Annotated in this window: 20 protein-coding genes; 3 read left to right on the top strand and 17 right to left on the bottom strand. The window is 35.7% G+C overall.

Translation table 11 applies throughout. The features are described 5' to 3' along the window. The 13 genes from BAU15_RS15950 to BAU15_RS10590 all read right to left on the bottom strand — a co-directional run. Positions 1-106 (bottom strand): transposase (locus tag BAU15_RS15950; RefSeq protein ID WP_046668824.1); only part of this gene is annotated, 106 nt, incomplete at its 3' end. 735 nt (positions 107-841) lie between these two features. Beyond that, entirely contained in the window at positions 842-1393 is a 552-nt protein-coding gene (locus BAU15_RS10645) for a metallophosphoesterase (protein WP_161842725.1), read from the bottom strand. Positions 1394-1655: 262 nt separating this feature from the next. Then, positions 1656-2462 (bottom strand): metallophosphoesterase, encoded by an 807-nt coding sequence (locus BAU15_RS10640; protein WP_161842724.1) that lies wholly within the window; start codon positions 2460-2462, stop codon positions 1656-1658. A 1-nt stretch (position 2463) separates the two neighbouring features. Next, complete coding sequence (locus BAU15_RS10635) at positions 2464-2862, bottom strand: hypothetical protein (protein WP_161842723.1); 399 nt, start codon at positions 2860-2862, stop codon at positions 2464-2466. Between the two features lie 507 nt (positions 2863-3369). Then, on the bottom strand, positions 3370-3675 hold the full coding sequence (locus BAU15_RS10630) for a hypothetical protein (RefSeq protein ID WP_161842722.1): 306 nt from the start codon (positions 3673-3675) through the stop codon (positions 3370-3372). 239 nt (positions 3676-3914) lie between these two features. After that, positions 3915-4307, bottom strand: a complete 393-nt coding sequence (locus tag BAU15_RS10625; protein WP_161842721.1) for a hypothetical protein — start codon at positions 4305-4307, stop codon at positions 3915-3917. 344 nt (positions 4308-4651) lie between these two features. Further along, positions 4652-5725, bottom strand: a complete 1074-nt coding sequence (locus tag BAU15_RS10620; RefSeq protein ID WP_161842720.1) for a metallophosphoesterase — start codon at positions 5723-5725, stop codon at positions 4652-4654. A gap of 10 nt (positions 5726-5735) precedes the next feature. After that, a complete protein-coding gene (locus BAU15_RS10615) occupies positions 5736-6566 on the bottom strand; it encodes a metallophosphoesterase family protein (protein WP_161842719.1) in 831 nt (276 codons plus the stop codon). 16 nt (positions 6567-6582) lie between these two features. Then, the gene (locus BAU15_RS10610) at positions 6583-7065 is read right to left on the bottom strand and encodes a protein-tyrosine phosphatase family protein (RefSeq protein ID WP_161842718.1); all 483 of its coding nucleotides are present in this window, start codon (positions 7063-7065) and stop codon (positions 6583-6585) included. A 345-nt stretch (positions 7066-7410) separates the two neighbouring features. Continuing rightward, positions 7411-8235, bottom strand: coding sequence for an endonuclease/exonuclease/phosphatase family protein (locus BAU15_RS10605; RefSeq protein WP_161842717.1), 825 nt, complete (start codon positions 8233-8235; stop codon positions 7411-7413). Between the two features lie 127 nt (positions 8236-8362). Further along, positions 8363-8752: a hypothetical protein gene (locus BAU15_RS10600; RefSeq protein ID WP_237580180.1), complete on the bottom strand. Its 390-nt coding sequence runs from the start codon at positions 8750-8752 to the stop codon at positions 8363-8365. A gap of 163 nt (positions 8753-8915) precedes the next feature. Next, on the bottom strand, positions 8916-10229 hold the full coding sequence (gene obgE, locus BAU15_RS10595; RefSeq protein WP_161842716.1) for a GTPase ObgE: 1314 nt from the start codon (positions 10227-10229) through the stop codon (positions 8916-8918). Between the two features lie 114 nt (positions 10230-10343). Next, on the bottom strand, positions 10344-11330 hold the full coding sequence (locus tag BAU15_RS10590; RefSeq protein WP_161842715.1) for a DUF4003 family protein: 987 nt from the start codon (positions 11328-11330) through the stop codon (positions 10344-10346). A gap of 220 nt (positions 11331-11550) precedes the next feature. Here BAU15_RS10590 and gap point away from each other — a divergent pair, with 220 nt between their 5' ends. Further along, entirely contained in the window at positions 11551-12561 is a 1011-nt protein-coding gene (gap, locus tag BAU15_RS10585) for a type I glyceraldehyde-3-phosphate dehydrogenase (RefSeq protein WP_161842714.1), read from the top strand. 151 nt (positions 12562-12712) lie between these two features. Here the strand turns inward: gap and BAU15_RS10580 are convergent, their stop codons facing one another. Both BAU15_RS10580 and BAU15_RS10575 read right to left on the bottom strand, forming a co-directional pair. Then, the gene (locus BAU15_RS10580; protein ID WP_161842713.1) at positions 12713-13648 is read right to left on the bottom strand and encodes an alpha/beta hydrolase; all 936 of its coding nucleotides are present in this window, start codon (positions 13646-13648) and stop codon (positions 12713-12715) included. 291 nt (positions 13649-13939) lie between these two features. Next, positions 13940-15031 (bottom strand): DUF871 domain-containing protein, encoded by a 1092-nt coding sequence (locus BAU15_RS10575; RefSeq protein WP_161842712.1) that lies wholly within the window; start codon positions 15029-15031, stop codon positions 13940-13942. A gap of 168 nt (positions 15032-15199) precedes the next feature. Between BAU15_RS10575 and BAU15_RS10570 the strand changes: the two genes are divergently transcribed. Beyond that, positions 15200-15976 (top strand): peptidylprolyl isomerase, encoded by a 777-nt coding sequence (locus BAU15_RS10570; protein WP_161842711.1) that lies wholly within the window; start codon positions 15200-15202, stop codon positions 15974-15976. 77 nt (positions 15977-16053) lie between these two features. Here BAU15_RS10570 and fabZ read toward each other — a convergent pair whose 3' ends face one another. Next, entirely contained in the window at positions 16054-16491 is a 438-nt protein-coding gene (gene fabZ / locus BAU15_RS10565; RefSeq protein WP_161842710.1) for a 3-hydroxyacyl-ACP dehydratase FabZ, read from the bottom strand. A gap of 530 nt (positions 16492-17021) precedes the next feature. Here fabZ and fabI point away from each other — a divergent pair. After that, complete coding sequence (fabI, locus tag BAU15_RS10560) at positions 17022-17777, top strand: enoyl-ACP reductase FabI (protein WP_161842709.1); 756 nt, start codon at positions 17022-17024, stop codon at positions 17775-17777. Between the two features lie 119 nt (positions 17778-17896). On the opposite strand, the gene BAU15_RS10555 is transcribed toward fabI, so the two are convergent. After that, the gene (locus BAU15_RS10555) at positions 17897-18910 is read right to left on the bottom strand and encodes a branched-chain amino acid aminotransferase (protein WP_161842708.1); all 1014 of its coding nucleotides are present in this window, start codon (positions 18908-18910) and stop codon (positions 17897-17899) included. Positions 18911-19210 lie beyond the last annotated feature (300 nt).

Genomic DNA, 19210 nt, shown 5'->3' with positions numbered 1-19210 from the left:
GTTCATATTCTCGAATGATTTCTACACGTGGCTTTCCAGCTAAGTAAAGATTGACGATTTGTTGCTTGAATTCTTGTGAAAAAGTTCTTCGTGTTCTCTTAGACATAAAAATTCCTCCTGGTATGTTTTCTTCTAGTCTACACACCTTAATTTTTCTGTCTAGTTAATTGTAGCCTATCCAATAGCATGTTTAGGTTGATTTATATAATCCATACTATCGGTACTCACCAAAGCACTATTGCATCAATTAAATATAAAGACGACGCATTCAAAATAAACCAACTTGCGGGTCGTACATGCATTTTAGAAAACAGCTTATCCCACATAAAATAACGAAAATCGACTTACTCTTTATTGAGTAAGTCGATTTTCGTACATTTAAAGGAGTAAAATAATAGAAGGAGCAGAAAGTGATAGATTATTTATTCACTTTCAATTGTTCAAAATTATTAGTGCTGCTCTATTAACCCAAATAGTTTCCACACTACTAGATATTTTAAAGGACGTCTAAGGCATTTTATATCTATTCAAAACTTTATGACTAAAACACTTACTGATATTCTAAAAGTCTTTATTCTTCATAATAAACAACTTAATATCAGGATTGTTGATGTAATAACATAAACAAAAAAATGAAATTAACCTTCAAAATTCATCGAACATAGAATTCTTCCAAATCATCTAGTCTAATTGCACTGAGCGTACCACCGTAACCACATCCACAGTCAATTGCAATATGGTTATTTTTTTTGAATATTTTGTCATACTTATGATTTCCTCTATCCACGATTCCACTCGGAAGATTCAATTCCTCTTCTATGATGTATCTTGTAGGAGTATGTCATGTAACTAAAAATTTATTTTCAAAATATTTCAAATAGTAAAAAGGTTTATTAAATATTAATTCTTCGAGCTTGTATTCAGATAATTCTTTTACCGGAGAAAAATTATCTATCCCTGCGTGAACTAAAACAAAATTATTTCCGTTAATCTCTAATTCTTTGTATTGTAGAAGTTCATTCAAATAAATTAAAATTTCATTTTGCTCATTTTTTGCTAATAATTGGTATTCATCTATGGTTGACTTTCCCCCTACATTTAACCATTCAATAAATTGTTCTTTTATGTCAACATTCATATCTTCAAAATTTTGAAGATCATTGTAATATAACCAAGTAAGTGGACCTATTGCCATATATTCATGATTTCCCATAATAGTAATTACATTAGAATGCTTCATTGCAAACTGTAAAATTTTCAACGATTGTTTGCCTCTATCTATCATATCACCAAGTAGATACAATGTATCAGCATCATTGAAATGAATTTTATCTAATATTTCGAGTAATTTTTGATATTCTCCATGAACATCAGAAATAATAAAGGTTGCCATGTATTCATCCCTTAACAATTTTAGTGGCTAAGTATATATTTATCTATAGAAATCTATCAAATTGAATAAAATCGTATTTGGTATTTAATTGAAATCTCCAAGCCTTCAAATTTAGTTTCTAAATATTTCAAGGAAGAGACACGTATTTCAACTGATGTTACGATTGCAGATGGTGTTATAAGCTTTAATAAAAATTCTTTGATAACTAAAATTTGATTTTTTATATAGTCCAATGCTGGTAAACAAAGAGAAGTTACCTAATCTATCTTATACATTCTTCCCACGTATCCCTTGAAATATTAAAGGAACTGTAATTATAAGTTTCAATATCGTATTTTAATATAGGTACAATACCACTCTTGATTGTATTTCCATCAATAAAAAAGTGATTATATCCATCCCAATACACCGAACCTAGATAACTCTTATCTCTTGCTACCGTATCAGAATATATATGTCCACTTATTATGTCTTTATAAAATGATCCTGTTGTTGCCGGAAATTTTCTTGTGAAAAGGTAATCTGCGGTTCCTACCTTCCAATATTCTCCAAGCTCTTCATCAATCCCTGCATGTACAAAAATTTGGTTTTCAGTTTCAAAATATCTCTGTGCATTAGATTTATTCTTTATCCATTCAAGTAATTCTGTAAATCTAGTATCTTGAACTATCCTTTTGCGGAACAAGTCATTCAGTGCTACTAATCTATCTTGAATTCTAAGAAACTGAGAAATTGATGCTATAATCTCTTCTATTTCAGCTTCAGAAAAAAAACTGCTTACTGTTTTAAAGCCTACCGAACAAGCGTATGAATTTATTCCTTGGTCTTCAGAAAACAACCAATTACTTAACCATTCATCATGGTTTCCCCAGAGTACAGTTACTTGTTGGGGAAATTCTTTTTCAAAGTTCATAATTGTGGTTAAAACTTGAAAAGACTTATCCCCACCATCTACATAATCTCCAACAAAAACCAAATGATCAAGGGGTTCTAGATAAATCATATCAAGAGATTTAAGCATAGCTTCATGACACCCATGAATATCACTCATTGCATATATCATTGGCATGTTATCCCCTCTTTTTTAAGCTAATTTCCCGATATTTCGCTAAAATAGCTTCAATGTACATGATTTCTTGTGTTGAATACTCTTTCTCAAATGGTTTGTAGGAGAAATTTTCTGGATCATCCGCTACAGCGTAAAGTACGTCATTAAAATTATGTTCATGGTCAGCATCTTCAACACGCGGATTCCGTTTTGTAGTAAATTGATAATAAACACCACTTCTAGTAAATTCACTCATAATGTAATTAATATCTCCACATTCTACTCCCCAATCTGTATCAACGACCCACACATCATAAAGCTCTATATAAATTGGCGTTTTTTGTCCAGTATATTTCCGTTCTATCTTTTTAAATGGAATACGATTTAAATAATTTTTAATAACTCTTCGTAAAAAATCCAATTTATACCTCCTATTTTAAATGTTGTTAACCCATTTTAGTATACGATCTCTCTAATGCTTCTTTCGGCGCTTTGTTTTTAAAACGCTCAATTTAAAATTGATACAGACCGACTATGAGAATTATCTTATATTAAGCTATTCTGAATAGTTTTATAAGCCTGACTGCTATTCTAATAAGTTAAGGGCTGGTTAGGCGATTTTCTATTAATTCTGCTGTTTAACTAATATGCCCTATCTCTATCAATTGCAGATTTCCTTGGAAGCTCTCCTATAAAAAAAGAAAAATTAAATTTTCCAATGATTTGCTATCTTTCTTTACCAAAATTTCCCGGTAGTACAGTCTGAGTTATGCCAAAATTTTGTTTACTTATTTTTAAAATCAATATTATCTTTCCAATAAAATTCATAAAAGGTACTAATATCAAATGTCTGAATAGTTTATTTTCAAACTCTTGTTAAGTCAAAAAATTCTACATCAGGTTTTTATTTACTTATTCCTTCGACGACTTAATCACCGATATCAAAGAAATTTTCTTTCATTGTAATATCTATAACTTCCGTAGTGACACGTGTTGTTACATTTCCTAATCCCAAAGGTTCCAGTAGAAATACTGCTGACTTTCCAACCTCTAAACGGACAATTGATTGGATAAAGATTCTTTCATTATCTCTTCTGAGAGATAATGATCCATCTCCATTATTCCTCTCTAGCCATTTCTCTTTATTATGGTTAATTATCAAAGTATATATACTGCCAGAGTCTGTAACAAATACATATTCGCCTTCTTTATCATCGTTAACAATATTATCCATTTCACACACTCCAATAATTTTTTATGCTCCCTAATTTTAGTTGTTAAAGTTCTATAGAACAAAACTTTTTCTGTTATCTTTCGAGAAAAGATACTCTCTCTTCATATTGGTTCTTGTGCAATTACATCAATAAAAATTTCCCGGGTCATCAATATCATTTGTCATTGAGTGACTACCAAATTCTTGAATAGCAATAAACATAGCATCATCAATCAATAGACCTCAACAACCTCATCTGATTAAGTTTCAGGAATATATTTGAAGTTTTTAGTTGTCGTACGATAGCTCGAAGGATTTGTGAAGCTTAAATCAATAGAAATATCTTCTTGACCATCTAAAGCATCGTAGATTGCATGAGCAGATTTTAAAGCTAATGAATTCAACTCTGTATAGGCAATCTCATCAAGTTCATATCCGAGCTTAATTCCAACAAATTGACCAAAAAGCACCACCCCTAAAATAGGGTCAACATCTTGCCAAATTGATTCTTTGATATCCGTAATACCAATATTTCTAAGTATAGGATTTATTGCTTGATTTACTTTTCTAAAAGATTCTTCATTTGTGACAAATGTACGTACTTCGAGCAACTGCATATTTTTTGCACATTTTTTCCGTTGTCGTTTATTCATTTAGGAAATTCATCTCACTTTCTTGTAATTTCTGTTACCGACTATTTCATCACTATTAGCATTATAAACCTCATCAGGTTTGAACCTCAATTAACGATTAAACTACTCTTCAGATATTCGAATTGATTTCTTAATGGCGGTTTTCCTCAACAATAGATCAGCAGCCTTACTGTCTATCGTTGAGGAAATACAACTGTAAGTTCCTAGCATTATTTAACTATCTGAGTTTCGTATCTCTTTTGAACTGCTAAAGGCGTAACTGTAATTCATTAATTAACAGACTTGCATAGTCTATTACGATGCATTTCCTTTAATGTATTGCAAAAGAGTAGTTAGACTTCCCATCACTTAAGCCTGAAAGTAAACTTATTACCGGGAGATATAACCACTGACTGAATCTTAGAATTCAGCCTAAAAATCACGTCGTTCACAGAATCAATTTTTTCATATTTATATAATATTTCTGTTTCCAAATCCTTTTCGAGGACTTCTTTTCCTTCTCTTTCAAATAAATAAACAAAAATATCAAATTCTTCATTAGTAAGTAAAAATTCTTTTTTATTAACTGTAACTGACCATTTCTCAAAATCAAATATTATACCTCCCACGACAGCAATTCGTCCACTCCGATAAAAATTCGAGTCAATCTTTTTTATGACACTCTCATTTTCCCAATCAAGATCTACAGGACATAAAGTATCATTTTCATACAGTAAAATTTCTCCATTTCCAAATAATTCATAATAAGGGGCTGTCTTTATAGGCGTTACTTGGAAAGTATCTATTCCGGCAATTGAAAAATTAGATTTTTCCATGATGTGGATCTGTCTTTGAGGTGTATGGCCAACAATTTGTTTAGGATAGTTTGGATTAGGGAACATACATAATTCTTGCTCGAAATCAGCCCACAAGGGACTTCCTGATAAGTATTCTCCCCCTCGTGAAGCTCCAACATGCTTATCTAGCCAATCAACTTTTTCTAAAGTATTTTCATTTAATATCGTTAGGTGCCAGTCTTCTAAATCATAGTCTTGAGTATAGCCAGCGTGACTTACTACATACTCATCTAGCAAAAAAGCTATTTGTAATTTTAATTTCAGTAACTTTTTCTTGACCCTTATAAATCCATCTGCATCACGTATAGAAAACATTTTAGGTTGATTAATTAAGTATGGTGCATCGTGGTTCCCCATTAATGTTATCACCTCTACCCCTAATACCTGCATCTTAGACTGCCACATCAGTATATAGTCTAATTCATCCATGTATAAAGAGATATTTCTATTCTGATTGTATGCATCCATATAGTCCCCTAACAGAATGACACGATAACAAGAAAGGTGGCGGATTTTTTGTTCTACCATCGGGAGTATTATTTGAGCCTTAAGATGGATGTCACCTACTAAAAGAGTCTTCATACTTTTCCTCCTATCTTCCACGCTGAAAGTGGACTTTCTCTAAGGTTTCTTTATTCCTCCAGCGAGTATTTATTATACTTAGTTCACCATCATGATAAAAAAGTAAATCACCATTCCCTTTAAATTCGTAATAAGGGTAAGTTGCTTTAGTTGATAAACTAAAGGTGTCTATATCAATTAATTGATATGGTATTTGGGAATTAGTTTTTAATACAATGTGTTTTTGTGGGGTATGCCCGACAATTTGTTTAGGGTATTTAGGGTTGCAGAACTCAATCAGCTCATAAAAATCTGTCCAAAGAGGACTCGGATTTAAACTGTATCCCCCCCGATATGTACTGATTCTATTTTCTAACTCTTTAACATTTCGAAGATCAAGATCACTTAATGTTAGCTTTCTTAGATGCCATTTTTCAAGCGGCTGTCCTTGGTGGTAGCCAGCATGCGACACTAAGAAATCATCCAGCTGATATGCTATTTGTACACCTAATTCCATTAACTTGTCGGAAATAACATCATCTATACTTAGCTTCTTAGAATCTATATCAAAAGCTTTATTTAAGGAATAGTTTCTTAGCTCACCAGTTAAATATGGGGCATCATGATTCCCCAACAAAGTCACTACTTTCACTCCAGATCTTTCTATTTTATTTTTCCATCTAACTAGAAACGTCAATTCCTCCCAATATAGTTGGGAGTCCTGTGAACAGTTCCAATCATCCAAATAATCTCCAAGCATGACTACCTGTTCTACTTCATATTGTTCTATTGTCTCCTCAACAATGGGTAATATTACTTTTGATTTTAGATGTAAATCACCAACTAACAGCACTTTGGTCATTGTGTTCTCCTTCTCGTCACTCTAGGGATTTTATTTCAGTTCTTAATTCAGTAGCCGTACTTTCAGTATAGGGCTTACCAATCAGAACCCCATATACCTCGATATTAGGCAGAAAAAGTCCACTTTTTTTCTTGTTATTGAGTTCCTCAATAAAGCCAAGTTTTTTCAATATATAGTACCCGATAGCTGGGCTGCGACTAATGCCTTGTTCACAATGTAAAACGAAGTATTTATCAGCATATTTATCAATAAAACTGTCTACAGTTGTTTTATCTTTTTCTGTAAATCGGTTACTCCCGACCGGTGTATTACGATCAATTTTATCTGCAAAATCCCAGTCATCATAAAAAGCTAATGATAAGGTATCTAAATAGCGTTTTGTGGCAGTATCTTTAACTGGAACTTGATCACCTATTCTGATTGCTACTACATCTTTTTTTTCAACTGGTGGGATCCATTCGCCAAATTTCTTACGTGATATAATAGTAACCTTATTCAATGAACAACACTCCTTTATTTTCTTTTAGTGTATTGATTAGTATTAAGTTTTAAGCGTATTTTCTTTTGTCCATAATATTAGCTAGTTTTTTTGCCCCTATTTTTATATGTTCATAGACAGGCTATTCTTAGATCCTAACAAATAGAGTATGTGAGAATAAAATCTATCTTTTGGATAGTGTAGAAGTCCTATATGTCAATCATGAACCGTTTTGATTCATTTAATTTTTACTCTATATCCCCCAATTTTAGTTTTCAAATCTCAATATACTTTGATTTTCTGTTTCTTCCTTAGTTATTGTGTAATCGTCTCTTCACCAATAATATTTTCAAAGTTTTTAGCAGTTTAGTGTGCTGTAAAGAGCAACATAGCATGGTCCGGGTAGCCAACCTCATCAGGTATATAATTAATAGAATTTGTAAACGCCCAACAGTAGTTAAGATCAGATACATTAGCATTGGAAAAGACATGATCATTCCTTATATATTTTTTTTTAGATCTTACACTTTTATTTAGCCAAGAATATCCTTGCGGAGTATAATTTGTAAGGCCGAGGGTTGCCATTTTACTGACTAATAAAGGATAGCTGTAATAATTTTGTAAGTATGTATCGTCTGACTTCCAAGTATCAATTTTAGAATTATCATCATAATAATAATTGTTCCAGTCACCAATCGCGTAAATTTGTTGTCCCTCTAATTTTTCTAAATAACTCACTAAATTATTCAATTGGCACATACGCTCTTTAGCTTCTTTAATTTGAAATTTCTCTTTTTCATCCTTTGATAAATTTTTCTCAGGGGACAAAATTTTAATTCTGACACCGATTAAATTAATTTTTTCCTCATTTTTTCTAGTTATTGCTACGTGCAGAAAATTAGGGTTTTTGTGATCATTATTAATTACAAAACTTTCAGTCATTACCGCATGTTCCCTTTTTACAGCTATCAGAATTTCATTTCCTGAGCATCCAGTTGTTCGAGGATCTACAAAGGCTTCATATCCCAATTTGCTTAACCTATCAATGAATTCCCGATAGTTTACTCCCTTCACAAATTCATTAAGGCAAAAAACATCAGGATTTTTTGCAGCAATTGATTCAATGACTAAATCAGGTATTTTCCTTCTCACTGATGATCGGCAATTGATGTTCCACGATAATATTTTCATTATATTTTCTCCTCATTTTTTATTTTTATCCCAAGAAATTCCGTTAAATTTTGACTACCCAAAAGGGTGGAGGTAGTTAAATTTTGACTACCTATTTATCTACAAAATTAGAAAATAATTGACCAAATTATTTTCTAATATTCTGTTTTTTTTCTTTTTCTAATATATATGCCTTTAACACCATTCGAATAATATAAGATCTGTAGACAGTCCGCTTTATTTTCAAAGCAGGTTCTGTATTGAAAAATTTTCTAAACATTTCTATCGTCTCTATAGTAGCATTATTCAAATTGAGAGTGGTCGGGTTAACGGATGTGTAATCGGCCAATATACCATCATAGCTTGGATTATTCCTAACCAGCTCCCAATCAATATCGTAGACTCGATCTTTATACAAAGAAAACAGATCGTCGAGAACGTCGCCCGAACTTTTTGTAATTCCTGATCGTAGATACTCTAGCTTAGCTTCTTGTAGAATTATTCTTGCTTCTGTCGATAAGCGCATTTGCACTCTCATTTTCAAGTCCTCCCTTCCGTGAAGCTGTGAAGTGTTGACTACCCATTCAGATTAACACACATATTTTGGTTTGACAACCCCCTGGAAAAATATTTGAAAACCTAACTAATATTAAAAACACCGAACCTTTAAAATAAAGGCTCGGTGCTCTATTGATAATTGTCTAGTCAACGAATTCAAATTCGAACTCGCCGATACGAACTAAGTCGCCATCTTTGGCGCCTCTTGCACGTAGGGCTTCATCAACACCCATACCACGCAATTGACGGGCAAAACGCATGACTGTTTCATCGTGATCAAAGTTGGTCATATCAAATAATTTTTCGATCTTCGCGCCGGTCAGAACCCAAGTCGCGTCTGGATCACGGTCGATGGTGAATTCAGGTCCTTCAGCGGTAAAGCCATACAGAACTGTTTCATCCTCGATTTCCTCATCATACAATAAGAATTCTGGTGTGACTTCTAATAGATCAGCCGTTGCATTTAATAAGGGCTCAATCCCTTGTCTAGTCACGCCTGAGATTGGGAATACAAGCATGTCTTCCGCAAACTCATCTTCTTTTTCAGCTGCTAATTTTTCCTTAAATAATTTTAAGTTTTCTTCAGCGTCTGGCATATCCATTTTATTTGCGACAATAATTTGTGGACGTTCTAATAAACGTAAATTATGCGTCGCTAATTCGTGATTAATCGCTAAGTAATCATCGTAAGGATCGCGCCCTTCCATCCCACTCATATCGATCACGTGTAAAATTACTCGCGTACGTTCAATATGGCGTAAGAATTGCGTGCCTAGTCCGACACCTTGAGAAGCTCCTTCAATCAAACCAGGCAGGTCAGCTGCAGCAAAACTGCGGCCATCGCTGGTAGCAACCATGCCTAAGTTAGGCACTAAGGTTGTAAAATGATAGGCACCAATCTTTGGACGAGCAGAAGAAATCACAGAAAGTAGTGTTGATTTTCCAACTGATGGGAAGCCAACTAAACCGACATCCGCTAAAACTTTCAATTCTAATTCAATTTTTCGTTCCATCCCTGGTTCGCCGTTTTCAGCAATTTCAGGTGCTGGATTTCTTGGTGAAGCAAAACGAGTATTGCCTCGTCCGCCGCGACCACCTTGGGCAACAACTAGCGTCTGACCATTTTCAATTAGGTCACCTAATAAAGCATCTGTCTCAGCATCGCGCACCGTTGTACCTGGTGGCACCTTGACATACGTATCTTCTGAGCCACGACCGTGCATGCCTTTACTCATACCATTTTCACCAGGTTGTGCTCGGAAATGACGATTAAAACGGAAATCCATTAAGGTCCGTAAGCCTTCATCGACAACTAAAATGACTGCACCACCGTGTCCACCATCACCACCGGCTGGCCCACCATCTGGGACATATTTTTCTCTACGGAAGGCAACCATTCCGTCGCCACCCTTACCGGCTTTAACGTCGATTGTTACTTGATCTAAAAACATGGACATATTTTCGTCCTCCTATTTTGTTACTTGACTACATGAATCTCCACAATAAACAAAAGCCTCTTTTATTTTAGCCGTGAAATCGTCTTTTGTCTATGTTTTCTGCTCATTTACTGATTAATTATTAGAAGATGAAGCGGCAACGACAGCTGTTGTTGCAATCATTGCTGAAATCTCTTGCTGGATGATTAAGAAATTCATGTTGAGAGACAATGATTCGATTTCTTCCTGACTAAATTCCTTCAGTTCTTCCCCAATAAATAGACTGACAGCTAGAGAAGTCCGTAAATTTTTATAAAAGCCTAATTGACACGTCTCACTAATCTCATCGAACAAATCTAAAAGTCGCTGAAAATTAAGCGATTTTTGGGTTGATAAAAAAGTTAGAAAGACGATGCTAGCATAAGTTTCTCGTCTGAAAGGTAGACGTGCATCTCTAAAATCCTCAATGATTTGGGCCATCTCTTGAATAATCGACTCGTTGTATCCTTGAAATAGCTGAACCGCAGTGCCTGCCGCAAATTGTAATTCATCGCCTTTAGCAAAGCCAATCCGATTCATACCGACATAGAATTGTTCCATGCAATCAGAAATAGCGTCGACAGAAAACGGCTGCAGTTGACTATTTTGTGCTAACGACAAAGCAATCGGCGCATCCTCTTGCCCAGTCAAAAATGGATGACGTTCACGGATAGCCTCATAAATTTCTTTGCCTCGCTCAATCGTCGCCACCTTCTGATTAGTTGGTGTAAATTGTAAAAGATAGGCTGCAAAATAGGTATACTGTGACCGACGGAAACCGCCATTAACAATTTGCTCATAGTCATATAATAATTCATCTAATGCCTGATCTGACGTTTGGTTATGCGTCATTAATAAACAAATAATCGACTCTCTAACTGGACTCGTAAAATTATTAAATAAATTCAATTTTGATTTTAGGCGTTGCTTGGTTTCTTGGTACAGTTCACCTGAAAAAGGATACGTACTCCCAACAAATCCTCTTGCTAAAACATAGGCCAACTGTTTACTTAAGGTCCACTGCTGTTCTCTTTTTAGTTGTTCATAATTTGATTGAAGTTCCTCAACTACTCTAATTGACATAATTATCCCTTCCTTTTTCTATCGCTTTTATCGCGTTTAGAATTTTTAAGTTTATGTACGATTGAATTGGCGCAGGTTCTCTCCTCATTTTGAAAGGTGAATCTTTTGACAAACAAATCAAACGAGCGCACACTATTAGTGTAGCGAAAATCTGGGTAAAAAGATAGGTTTTTCCTACAAATACACAGCAGTTTATCTATATAAAGGAGGAAGTATTTGTATGACAGTAAAAGTAGGTATTAATGGTTTTGGCCGAATTGGTCGTTTAGCATTTCGTCGCATCAAAGAAGTCTCTGATGATATTGAAGTTGTGGCAATTAATGACTTGACTAGCCCTACGATGTTAGCACATTTATTACAATTTGACTCCACTCACGGCACTTATCCTGGTACCGTTACAGCGACTGACGATTCAATCGTTGTCGATGGTGAAACAACCCGCGTTTATGCAGAACCTGATGCAAGTAAAATTCCTTGGGTTAAAGAAAACGGCGTCGATATCGTGTTAGAATGTACTGGTTTTTATACCTCTGAAGAAAAAACGCAAGCACATTTGGATGCTGGTGTAAAACGCGTGGTTATTTCAGCTCCAGCCGGTGCGATGAAAACTATCGTTTATAATGTCAATGATGATACGCTCGATAAAGAAGATAAAATTATTTCCGCAGGCTCTTGTACCACTAACTGCTTAGCACCAATGGCTTATTTCTTAAATAATGAATTTGGCATTGAAGTCGGCACAATGACGACGGTTCACGCCTACACTTCAACACAAATGTTGTTAGATGGACCCGTCAAAGGTGGTAATCTCCGTGCCGCTCGTTCTGCTGCCGATAACACGATTCCCCATTCAACAGGTGCAGCCAAAGCAATCGGTCTAGTGATTCCTGAACTGCAAGGGAAATTACAAGGACATGCGCAACGCGTGCCAGTCGTAGACGGTTCATTAACAGAACTTGTCTCTATCTTGAAGACAAAAGTTACTGCTGATGAAGTCAATGAAGCGATTAAAAAACATACCGTTGATAATCCTTCTTTCGGCTACGATGATCGTGAAATCGTGTCTGGCGATGTGATTGGTACAACAGCTGGTTCAATCTTTGACCCGACTCAAACCGAAGTGACCACAGCTGGTGATTTCCAATTAGTCAAAACAGTCGCTTGGTATGACAATGAATATGGCTTCACTTGCCAAATGATTCGTCTATTAGAAAAATTTGCAAACTTGTAAGATAAGCAGTTCAATAATGGACTAAATCAGAAATCACCTGAAGTAGTCCCATCCAGAAATGACGCAAAAGACGCAGAATCCCTCTTCCGAGATCCTGCGTCTTTTTTTTGTGATTTTTCGTTCATTTTTAAAATCTATTTTGTCGTCGAAGCTAATCGATATACTTTTCTAAAAAGTTTTTTACGACTTCTTTGTATTTGGCTGGGTCAGTATCATACGCTTTGGCATGTTCTGCACCTGGCACGACATATTTTTCTTTTTCAACATCTGTCGCCTCGTAGACTTCATCAAGCATCGTATAGGGCACGAAGGTGTCACCATCGCCATGGATGAACAACATTGGCGTCTTGTTATTTTTTAATTGCTTAATGGCATCTGCTTCACCAAAGAAATAGCCCGCTCTAACTTTCGTCACAACACTCGTCACTGGAATTAATGGGAAGCTTGGCAAATTAAATAATTCTTTTAATTGATAGCTCAATTCCCCTGTTACAGAAGCATAGCCGCAATCTTCTACAATCGCTTTGACGTTCTTAGGTAAATCCTCGCCACTGGTCATCATAACCGTAGCGCCACCCATGCTGATCCCAAAGAGTGTAATTTCTTCATCCTCACCATTTTCGGTTAGCACGCGATCAATCCACTGCAAGTAATCTTTTCTTTCAGGCCAACCAAAGCCAATATAGTCCCCTTGACTCTTCCCATGACCTCTTGCATCAGGAGCTAAGACGTTGTAGCCCAAATCATGATACAATTTAGCAAAAGTTGCCATCGTTTCAGCCGTTCCCATGTAGCCATGTGCTAAGATAGCTGTTTTGTTCGTTTTCGACTCAGCGGGCAAATAAATAGCTGAAAGCTTTAAGCCATCAGTAGAGTCCATTTCCCAAAGTGTTCTGTTATTCTCATCAGTGAACCAAGTTGATTCCTGTGAAGGTGTTCTCTCCTTGTCCGTTCCAGCCGTATCCCCAGCTAAAAAATCTTTTTCTGAAGGCACTACTGCATAATTATAAAAATAGTTCCCCGCAAATACGAGTCCTACGATAACTACTGCAAGCACACCAATTAAAATTTTCACCCAACGTTTCATTTACCTGCCACCTTCTACTTATTATTCCTCACAACAGTACAGTATAGCCAAATTTTGGGCGCTTCGCAAATTGATTTTTTAATTTTAAACAAATAGTCAAAAAAATTTCCACTCTATACTTTCTTTTTCTTCTTGGATACTCTTTTTTTGAATTTTTTGGCTTACCCTCGCCTTATAAAGGACTGGGTTCGTTCTCTTAACAACTGAAAAAAGGTGCCATAGATCATCAAGCTGTTAGGCTGATTGATCTATGGCACCGGGTACTTATTTTAGACTCGTTTGTTATGCGAGTTATTTTGTTTCAATAAATTTGAAGCTAGACCATGGTTTTAAGAAATCTAATAGGAACAATTCATCGTCTGAGATACGCCCCACTACATTGACACGGCCATCATTTTTCATTTCTTTCAGAGCCACTTGTGTTTCACCTTTGTATTGACCATAGCCAACATTATCGATCAAAACGTCGCCCTTCTTCATGTCACGAGTATTGTGAGCAGGAAACTCTTTGTCTTTATAGTAGACACGCGTCATGGTTGAGCGCAAAATATAGTCCGAACGATCGCCACGATAGCTGTGTAGATTATCAAATAAACAAATTCGTTCATTCTCAGTAATATCTTCTTCAACTTTTACTTTCAACGTTGGATAAGCTGCTGTAAAGGCTTCCGACATAGCTTTCAATTCTTCTTCTGACGCATACGCATTCCCGACTGAGATGTCATCAATTAAACCAGTTAATAGTAAGTGTTTGACTTGTGTGCCGATTTCTAAATCACGGTGGTCTTCCAATGAACAAAGACCATCTTGTGTCGGCCAAGGACCAAATGTTGCAGCATGTGAATTGACAAACGCCATGGTATTTAAGTTATATTTACGGAATTTTTCTGAACAAAAGACAAAATGGTCATAACCTAATCCTGAATAACGATGAGGATAAAAGTTGTGAGAACCTAGTAAGTTATCTGTATTTGGCGAATAACTCATAATATTATCTACATAATTGGTTCCTGCACTCATATTAATTTCAATCTTGATGCCATAAGGATTTCGAGTCATTTGGGCTTCTTCTGCTCCAGTGAAACCTACATCTAAACGTACGCCATAAGCGCCCATTTTATCAAAAAATGATAGATCAGTGTAAGAAATTTCAAGTTGTTCAAACAAAGCCGGGTTAATATCAACCATGACTTCCATGCCTAAACTGTTGGCATAATCAACGACTGCTTTAAATTCACTTAAAACTTTTTCCTTGTCTTCTGTGATTTGTAATAAGCTTGTAAAGACACGCGTAAAGCCATATTTATGTGCAAGATCTAAATACGCTTTGTCTTTTTCAAATGTTGAACGTTCTGGATAAACTGAAATACCTAATTTTCCCATTTGTATTGCCTCCTGAGTAGTTGTTTCTTAATTTTGATTACAGATACAGTATAGCAAAATTACCAGAAATGGTCTACACCTTTGCGAGTTACTAAAAATTTTATAGTCATTCATGAGCTAGTTTGTTATGATAATATGGAAAGTTTAAAAAAGAGAGGAAAATAATTTATGAAATTAAAGAGCGTTCTAATTCCTTTAAGCATCCTAGGAATGGGTTTATTACTGACTGCCTGCTCATCAGGCAACACAACGAAAAGCGCGAGTTCTACCTCGTCTACTGAAAAAGCAACAACAGAAAAATCAACTGCAGCTTCTTCTGATGAAGTTGATTTAAATAGTTTAGAGTTGCCACAGCTTGACGCAGAATTAAAAGAAAACGAATCGGCTGTTGAGATCGAAACAACTGCTGGTAACATCAAATTGAAGTTATTCCCAGAAATCGCGCCAAAAGCGGTAGAAAATTTCATGACTCATGCCAAAGAAGGTTACTATGATGGCGTCATTTTCCACCGTGTAGTGGAAGACTTCATGATTCAAGGTGGCGATCCTGACGGTACTGGAGCTGGTGGCGAAAGTATTTGGGGAGAACCATTCGAAACTGAAATTTCAGAACAGCTATATCATATACGTGGCGCCCTTTCAATGGCGAAAACACAAGAACCTGTCAGCATTGGTAGTCAATTCTTTATCGTCCAAAACACACAAGATGTTTCAGATGGTTTATTAAATAATTATTATCCAAAAGCAATCATCGATGCTTACAAAAATGGTGGTGTTCCTCAATTAGATGGCGGTTATACAGTCTTTGGCCAAGTCTATGAAGGTATGGATACTGTCGATAAAATTGCTAAAGCAGAAGTTAAAGCAAATAGTTCAGGTGAAGAATCAACTCCGCTTGATCCAGTGAAAATCAAATCAATCAAAATTTTACAAGAAGCAAAATAAGTCTAATTCAAATAAAAAATCGGAGGAACTTAACAGCCAGACTGTTTTGTTCCTCCGATTTTTAATTGCACAAATGATTATTGTTGTCCTACGATAAAGGTAAACTCACATTCAGCGACTTTCTTACCTTCAACGGTTGCGATAGCATCCGCGGTCCCTACTGAACCTTTAATTTTAGTAATCTCAAAAGATAATTTTACAACATCGCCAGGCACAACTTTTTGACGGAATTTTGCTTTGTTAATCCCACCAATATAGGCTGTTCTACCAAGAAACTCTTCTGATTTTAGAATTAAAATTGATCCTGCTTGCGCTAAAGATTCTAAAATTAAGACGCCAGGCATGACTGGATTTCCAGGGAAATGACCTTGGAAAAATTCTTCATTAATCGTCACGTTCTTAGTTGCAACAATTTTTTTGCCAGGGATTAATTCATCCACATAATCGATATAACAAATCGGGTAACGATTAGGGATAAGCTCCATGACTTCAACTGCAGTTAATACTTTTTCCATATAATAAACCTACTTTCGTGAATGATTATTTTATTTGATTATCAAAGTATTGTAATTATCATTTTTCAGGTAATCAGATACTATCAATAATTCAAATAGTTTGGTTATCAAACTATTCTTGATAATAATCATAAATCATAGCGCTGAGAAAGGCAAGTAGCATTTTTATTTTAAAATAGTAGACAGCCGTTATTTATGATGACGTGCTAGAAATAGCTGGTGAAGCAATTAAGTGTCTCTAGGATGAACAAATAATACAAAATATAGGGTGCTCGAGCCATTGAGAATTCCTCCCCCACTCGCACAGAGTAAAGAGGATTGGTTGGTGCATCAATCATTAGTCAAAAGAGCAAATTTTGGAGGATTTAAGGCGCTTTTTCTATTCTAAGTAAAAATAGTTTGACAATCAAACAATTATCGATAATAATAATAAATCATAGAGATAATTAAGGTAAATTAGCCATTATTCAATTTTTCAAGAACCACATCTCTATTAATTGATCACTAATAGAAAATCAAGGAGTGTAAATATGTCATATTTAGCTGGAAAAAAAGTAGTAGTAATGGGCGTTGCAAATAAGAAAAGTATTGCGTGGGGCTGTGCAGAAGCCATGCAAAAACAAGGCGCTGAAATTCTTTATACGTATCAAAATGAACGTATGAAAAAATCGTTACAAAGAATTGTTGATGAAAAAGCATTTTTAGTTGAATGTGATGTAGCAAGCGATGAAAGTATTCAATCCGCATTTGCCCAAATTAAAGAATATGCAGGCGAAATCGATGGGATTGTTCACGCGGTTGCTTATGCTAAAAAAGAAGAATTATCTGGTGACGTGACGAATATTTCTCGTGACGGCTATGCCCTAGCGCAAGACATCAGCAGTTATTCATTGATTGCCGTTTCAAAATATGGACAAGAAATTTTATCTGAAAATAGTGGGATTGTCAGCTTGAGCTATATCGGTGCTGAACGTGCCATTCCTAACTACAATATGATGGGAATTGCCAAAGCAGCGCTTGAAGCAAGCATTCGCTATTTAGCAGCAGAATTATCACCTAAGAAAATTCGCGTAAACGGCATCTCAGCTGGCGCAATCAAAACATTAGCCGTAACTGGTGTGCAAGATTACCAAAAACTAATTCAACTTTCTGAAGACCGTACACCCGATCATAAAGGTGTGACTATTGAAGAGGTTGGTAACGCATGTGCCTTCTTGATTAGCCCACTATCAAGCGGAATTATCGGTGACGTAATCTTTGTAGATAAAGGCGTTCATCTTTCTTAATTCAGTTAGATGTATCAATAGAATAGTACTCAAAAAAGGAGGAATGACAAATTGTCGTCCCTCCTTTCTTTTTTAGTTAAATGACATTTTTGCAATAATTTCTATAGCTAGTCAAAAAATTAGCTGACTTTGATTATCCAGCCTTCTGGCGCCTCAACATCACCAAATTGAATGCCTGTTAATTCTTTATACAATTGTTGCGTTACAGGTCCCACTTCTGTTTCACTGTAAAAGACATGGAAATCATCTTTATTTTGAATCCCACCGATTGGAGAAATGACTGCTGCTGTCCCACAGGCACCTGCTTCAGAAAATTTATCCAATTCATCCAAACGAACATCACTTTCCTCAGCCACTAAGCCTAAGCGCTCTTTTGCCAAATAAAGTAACGAATATTTAGTAATACTTGGTAGAATGGATGGCGATACTGGCGTGATGAATTTGCCATCTTTGGTAATTCCAAAGAAGTTTGCTGAGCCCACCTCTTCAATTTTTGTATGTGTTGCAGGATCAAGATAGATACAATCTGAAAAGTTCTTCTCATGTGCTTCATGCCCTGGCTGTAAGCTAGCTGCATAGTTTCCGCCAACTTTCACGGCACCTGTCCCGAATGGTGCAGCACGGTCGTAATCAGAAACCACAAAGTTAGTCGGTGTTAAGCCACCTTTGAAATAGGCTCCTACTGGCATACAGAAAACGGTGAAAATATATTCTGGAGCTGGTTTAACTCCAATTCCCTCACCCACACCAATCAGTAGAGGGCGTAAGTACAATGTACCGCCACTTTCATAAGGGGGAACAAATTCTTCATTCGCTAAAACTACTTGTTTGACTGCATCAATAAACTTGTCTTCAGGAATTGCTGGCATCATTAGGCGCGCAGCACTTCTATTCATTCTTTGACTATTTTGGTCAGTTCTAAACAGATTAATCCCACCGTCTTTTCTGCGGTAAGCTTTCAAACCTTCAAAACATTGTTGTCCGTAATGTAACGCTGAAGAACCTTCATGAAGTGTAATGGTGTTTTCTTCTGTTAAAGCACCCTCATCCCATTTTCCATCTTTCCATCGTGACACGTAACGAAAGGGTGTCTTCATGTATGAGAAACCTAAATTATCCCAATCAATTTTCATAAACATTCCTCCTATTTCTAATATTTCTGCTTAGTTTACCACTTTATGAGAAAAATGTCATTATATTTTCATAAATTTCTTTTAATTTTTTTCATGCCTTTTTTCATCTTTTTCTCTCCTATTATCCAGTGTTTTTCTGACTGAAGCAAGTCTATCATTTCCCTAATACATCCCGCTTCTGAAGATTTTCTAACAATGAGTCTTCCAGAATAGTTCGTCTCTTTTATACAAGAACGCTAGTTTAGGTTTAAACTCTGCTCACCTACAAATGGGAAATTTTCTTTTTGGTTATCAAACTGG

Source organism: Candidatus Enterococcus huntleyi (assembly GCF_009933175.1).
Classification (GTDB): Bacteria; Bacillota; Bacilli; order Lactobacillales; family Enterococcaceae; genus Enterococcus_K; species Enterococcus_K huntleyi.
The sequence above is the reverse complement of the archived record's forward strand: the minus strand, read 5'-3'. Positions and strand labels throughout refer to the sequence as shown.

Bases quoted from the DNA above. Each gene is read 5' to 3' on its own strand.
- BAU15_RS10645 (WP_161842725.1), bottom strand. From the start codon at position 1,393: ATGGCAACCTTTATTATTTCTGATGTTCATGGAGAATATCAAAAATTA.
- BAU15_RS10640 (WP_161842724.1), bottom strand. From the start codon at position 2,462: ATGCCAATGATATATGCAATGAGTGATATTCATGGGTGTCATGAAGCT.
- BAU15_RS10630 (WP_161842722.1), bottom strand. From the start codon at position 3,675: ATGGATAATATTGTTAACGATGATAAAGAAGGCGAATATGTATTTGTT.
- BAU15_RS10625 (WP_161842721.1), bottom strand. From the start codon at position 4,307: ATGAATAAACGACAACGGAAAAAATGTGCAAAAAATATGCAGTTGCTC.
- BAU15_RS10620 (WP_161842720.1), bottom strand. From the start codon at position 5,725: ATGAAGACTCTTTTAGTAGGTGACATCCATCTTAAGGCTCAAATAATA.
- BAU15_RS10615 (WP_161842719.1), bottom strand. From the start codon at position 6,566: ATGACCAAAGTGCTGTTAGTTGGTGATTTACATCTAAAATCAAAAGTA.
- BAU15_RS10605 (WP_161842717.1), bottom strand. From the start codon at position 8,235: ATGAAAATATTATCGTGGAACATCAATTGCCGATCATCAGTGAGAAGG.
- BAU15_RS10600 (WP_237580180.1), bottom strand. From the start codon at position 8,752: ATGAGAGTGCAAATGCGCTTATCGACAGAAGCAAGAATAATTCTACAA.
- obgE (WP_161842716.1), bottom strand. From the start codon at position 10,229: ATGTCCATGTTTTTAGATCAAGTAACAATCGACGTTAAAGCCGGTAAG.
- BAU15_RS10590 (WP_161842715.1), bottom strand. From the start codon at position 11,330: ATGTCAATTAGAGTAGTTGAGGAACTTCAATCAAATTATGAACAACTA.
- gap (WP_161842714.1), top strand. From the start codon at position 11,551: ATGACAGTAAAAGTAGGTATTAATGGTTTTGGCCGAATTGGTCGTTTA.
- BAU15_RS10580 (WP_161842713.1), bottom strand. From the start codon at position 13,648: ATGAAACGTTGGGTGAAAATTTTAATTGGTGTGCTTGCAGTAGTTATC.
- BAU15_RS10575 (WP_161842712.1), bottom strand. From the start codon at position 15,031: ATGGGAAAATTAGGTATTTCAGTTTATCCAGAACGTTCAACATTTGAA.
- BAU15_RS10570 (WP_161842711.1), top strand. From the start codon at position 15,200: ATGAAATTAAAGAGCGTTCTAATTCCTTTAAGCATCCTAGGAATGGGT.
- fabZ (WP_161842710.1), bottom strand. From the start codon at position 16,491: ATGGAAAAAGTATTAACTGCAGTTGAAGTCATGGAGCTTATCCCTAAT.
- fabI (WP_161842709.1), top strand. From the start codon at position 17,022: ATGTCATATTTAGCTGGAAAAAAAGTAGTAGTAATGGGCGTTGCAAAT.
- BAU15_RS10555 (WP_161842708.1), bottom strand. From the start codon at position 18,910: ATGAAAATTGATTGGGATAATTTAGGTTTCTCATACATGAAGACACCC.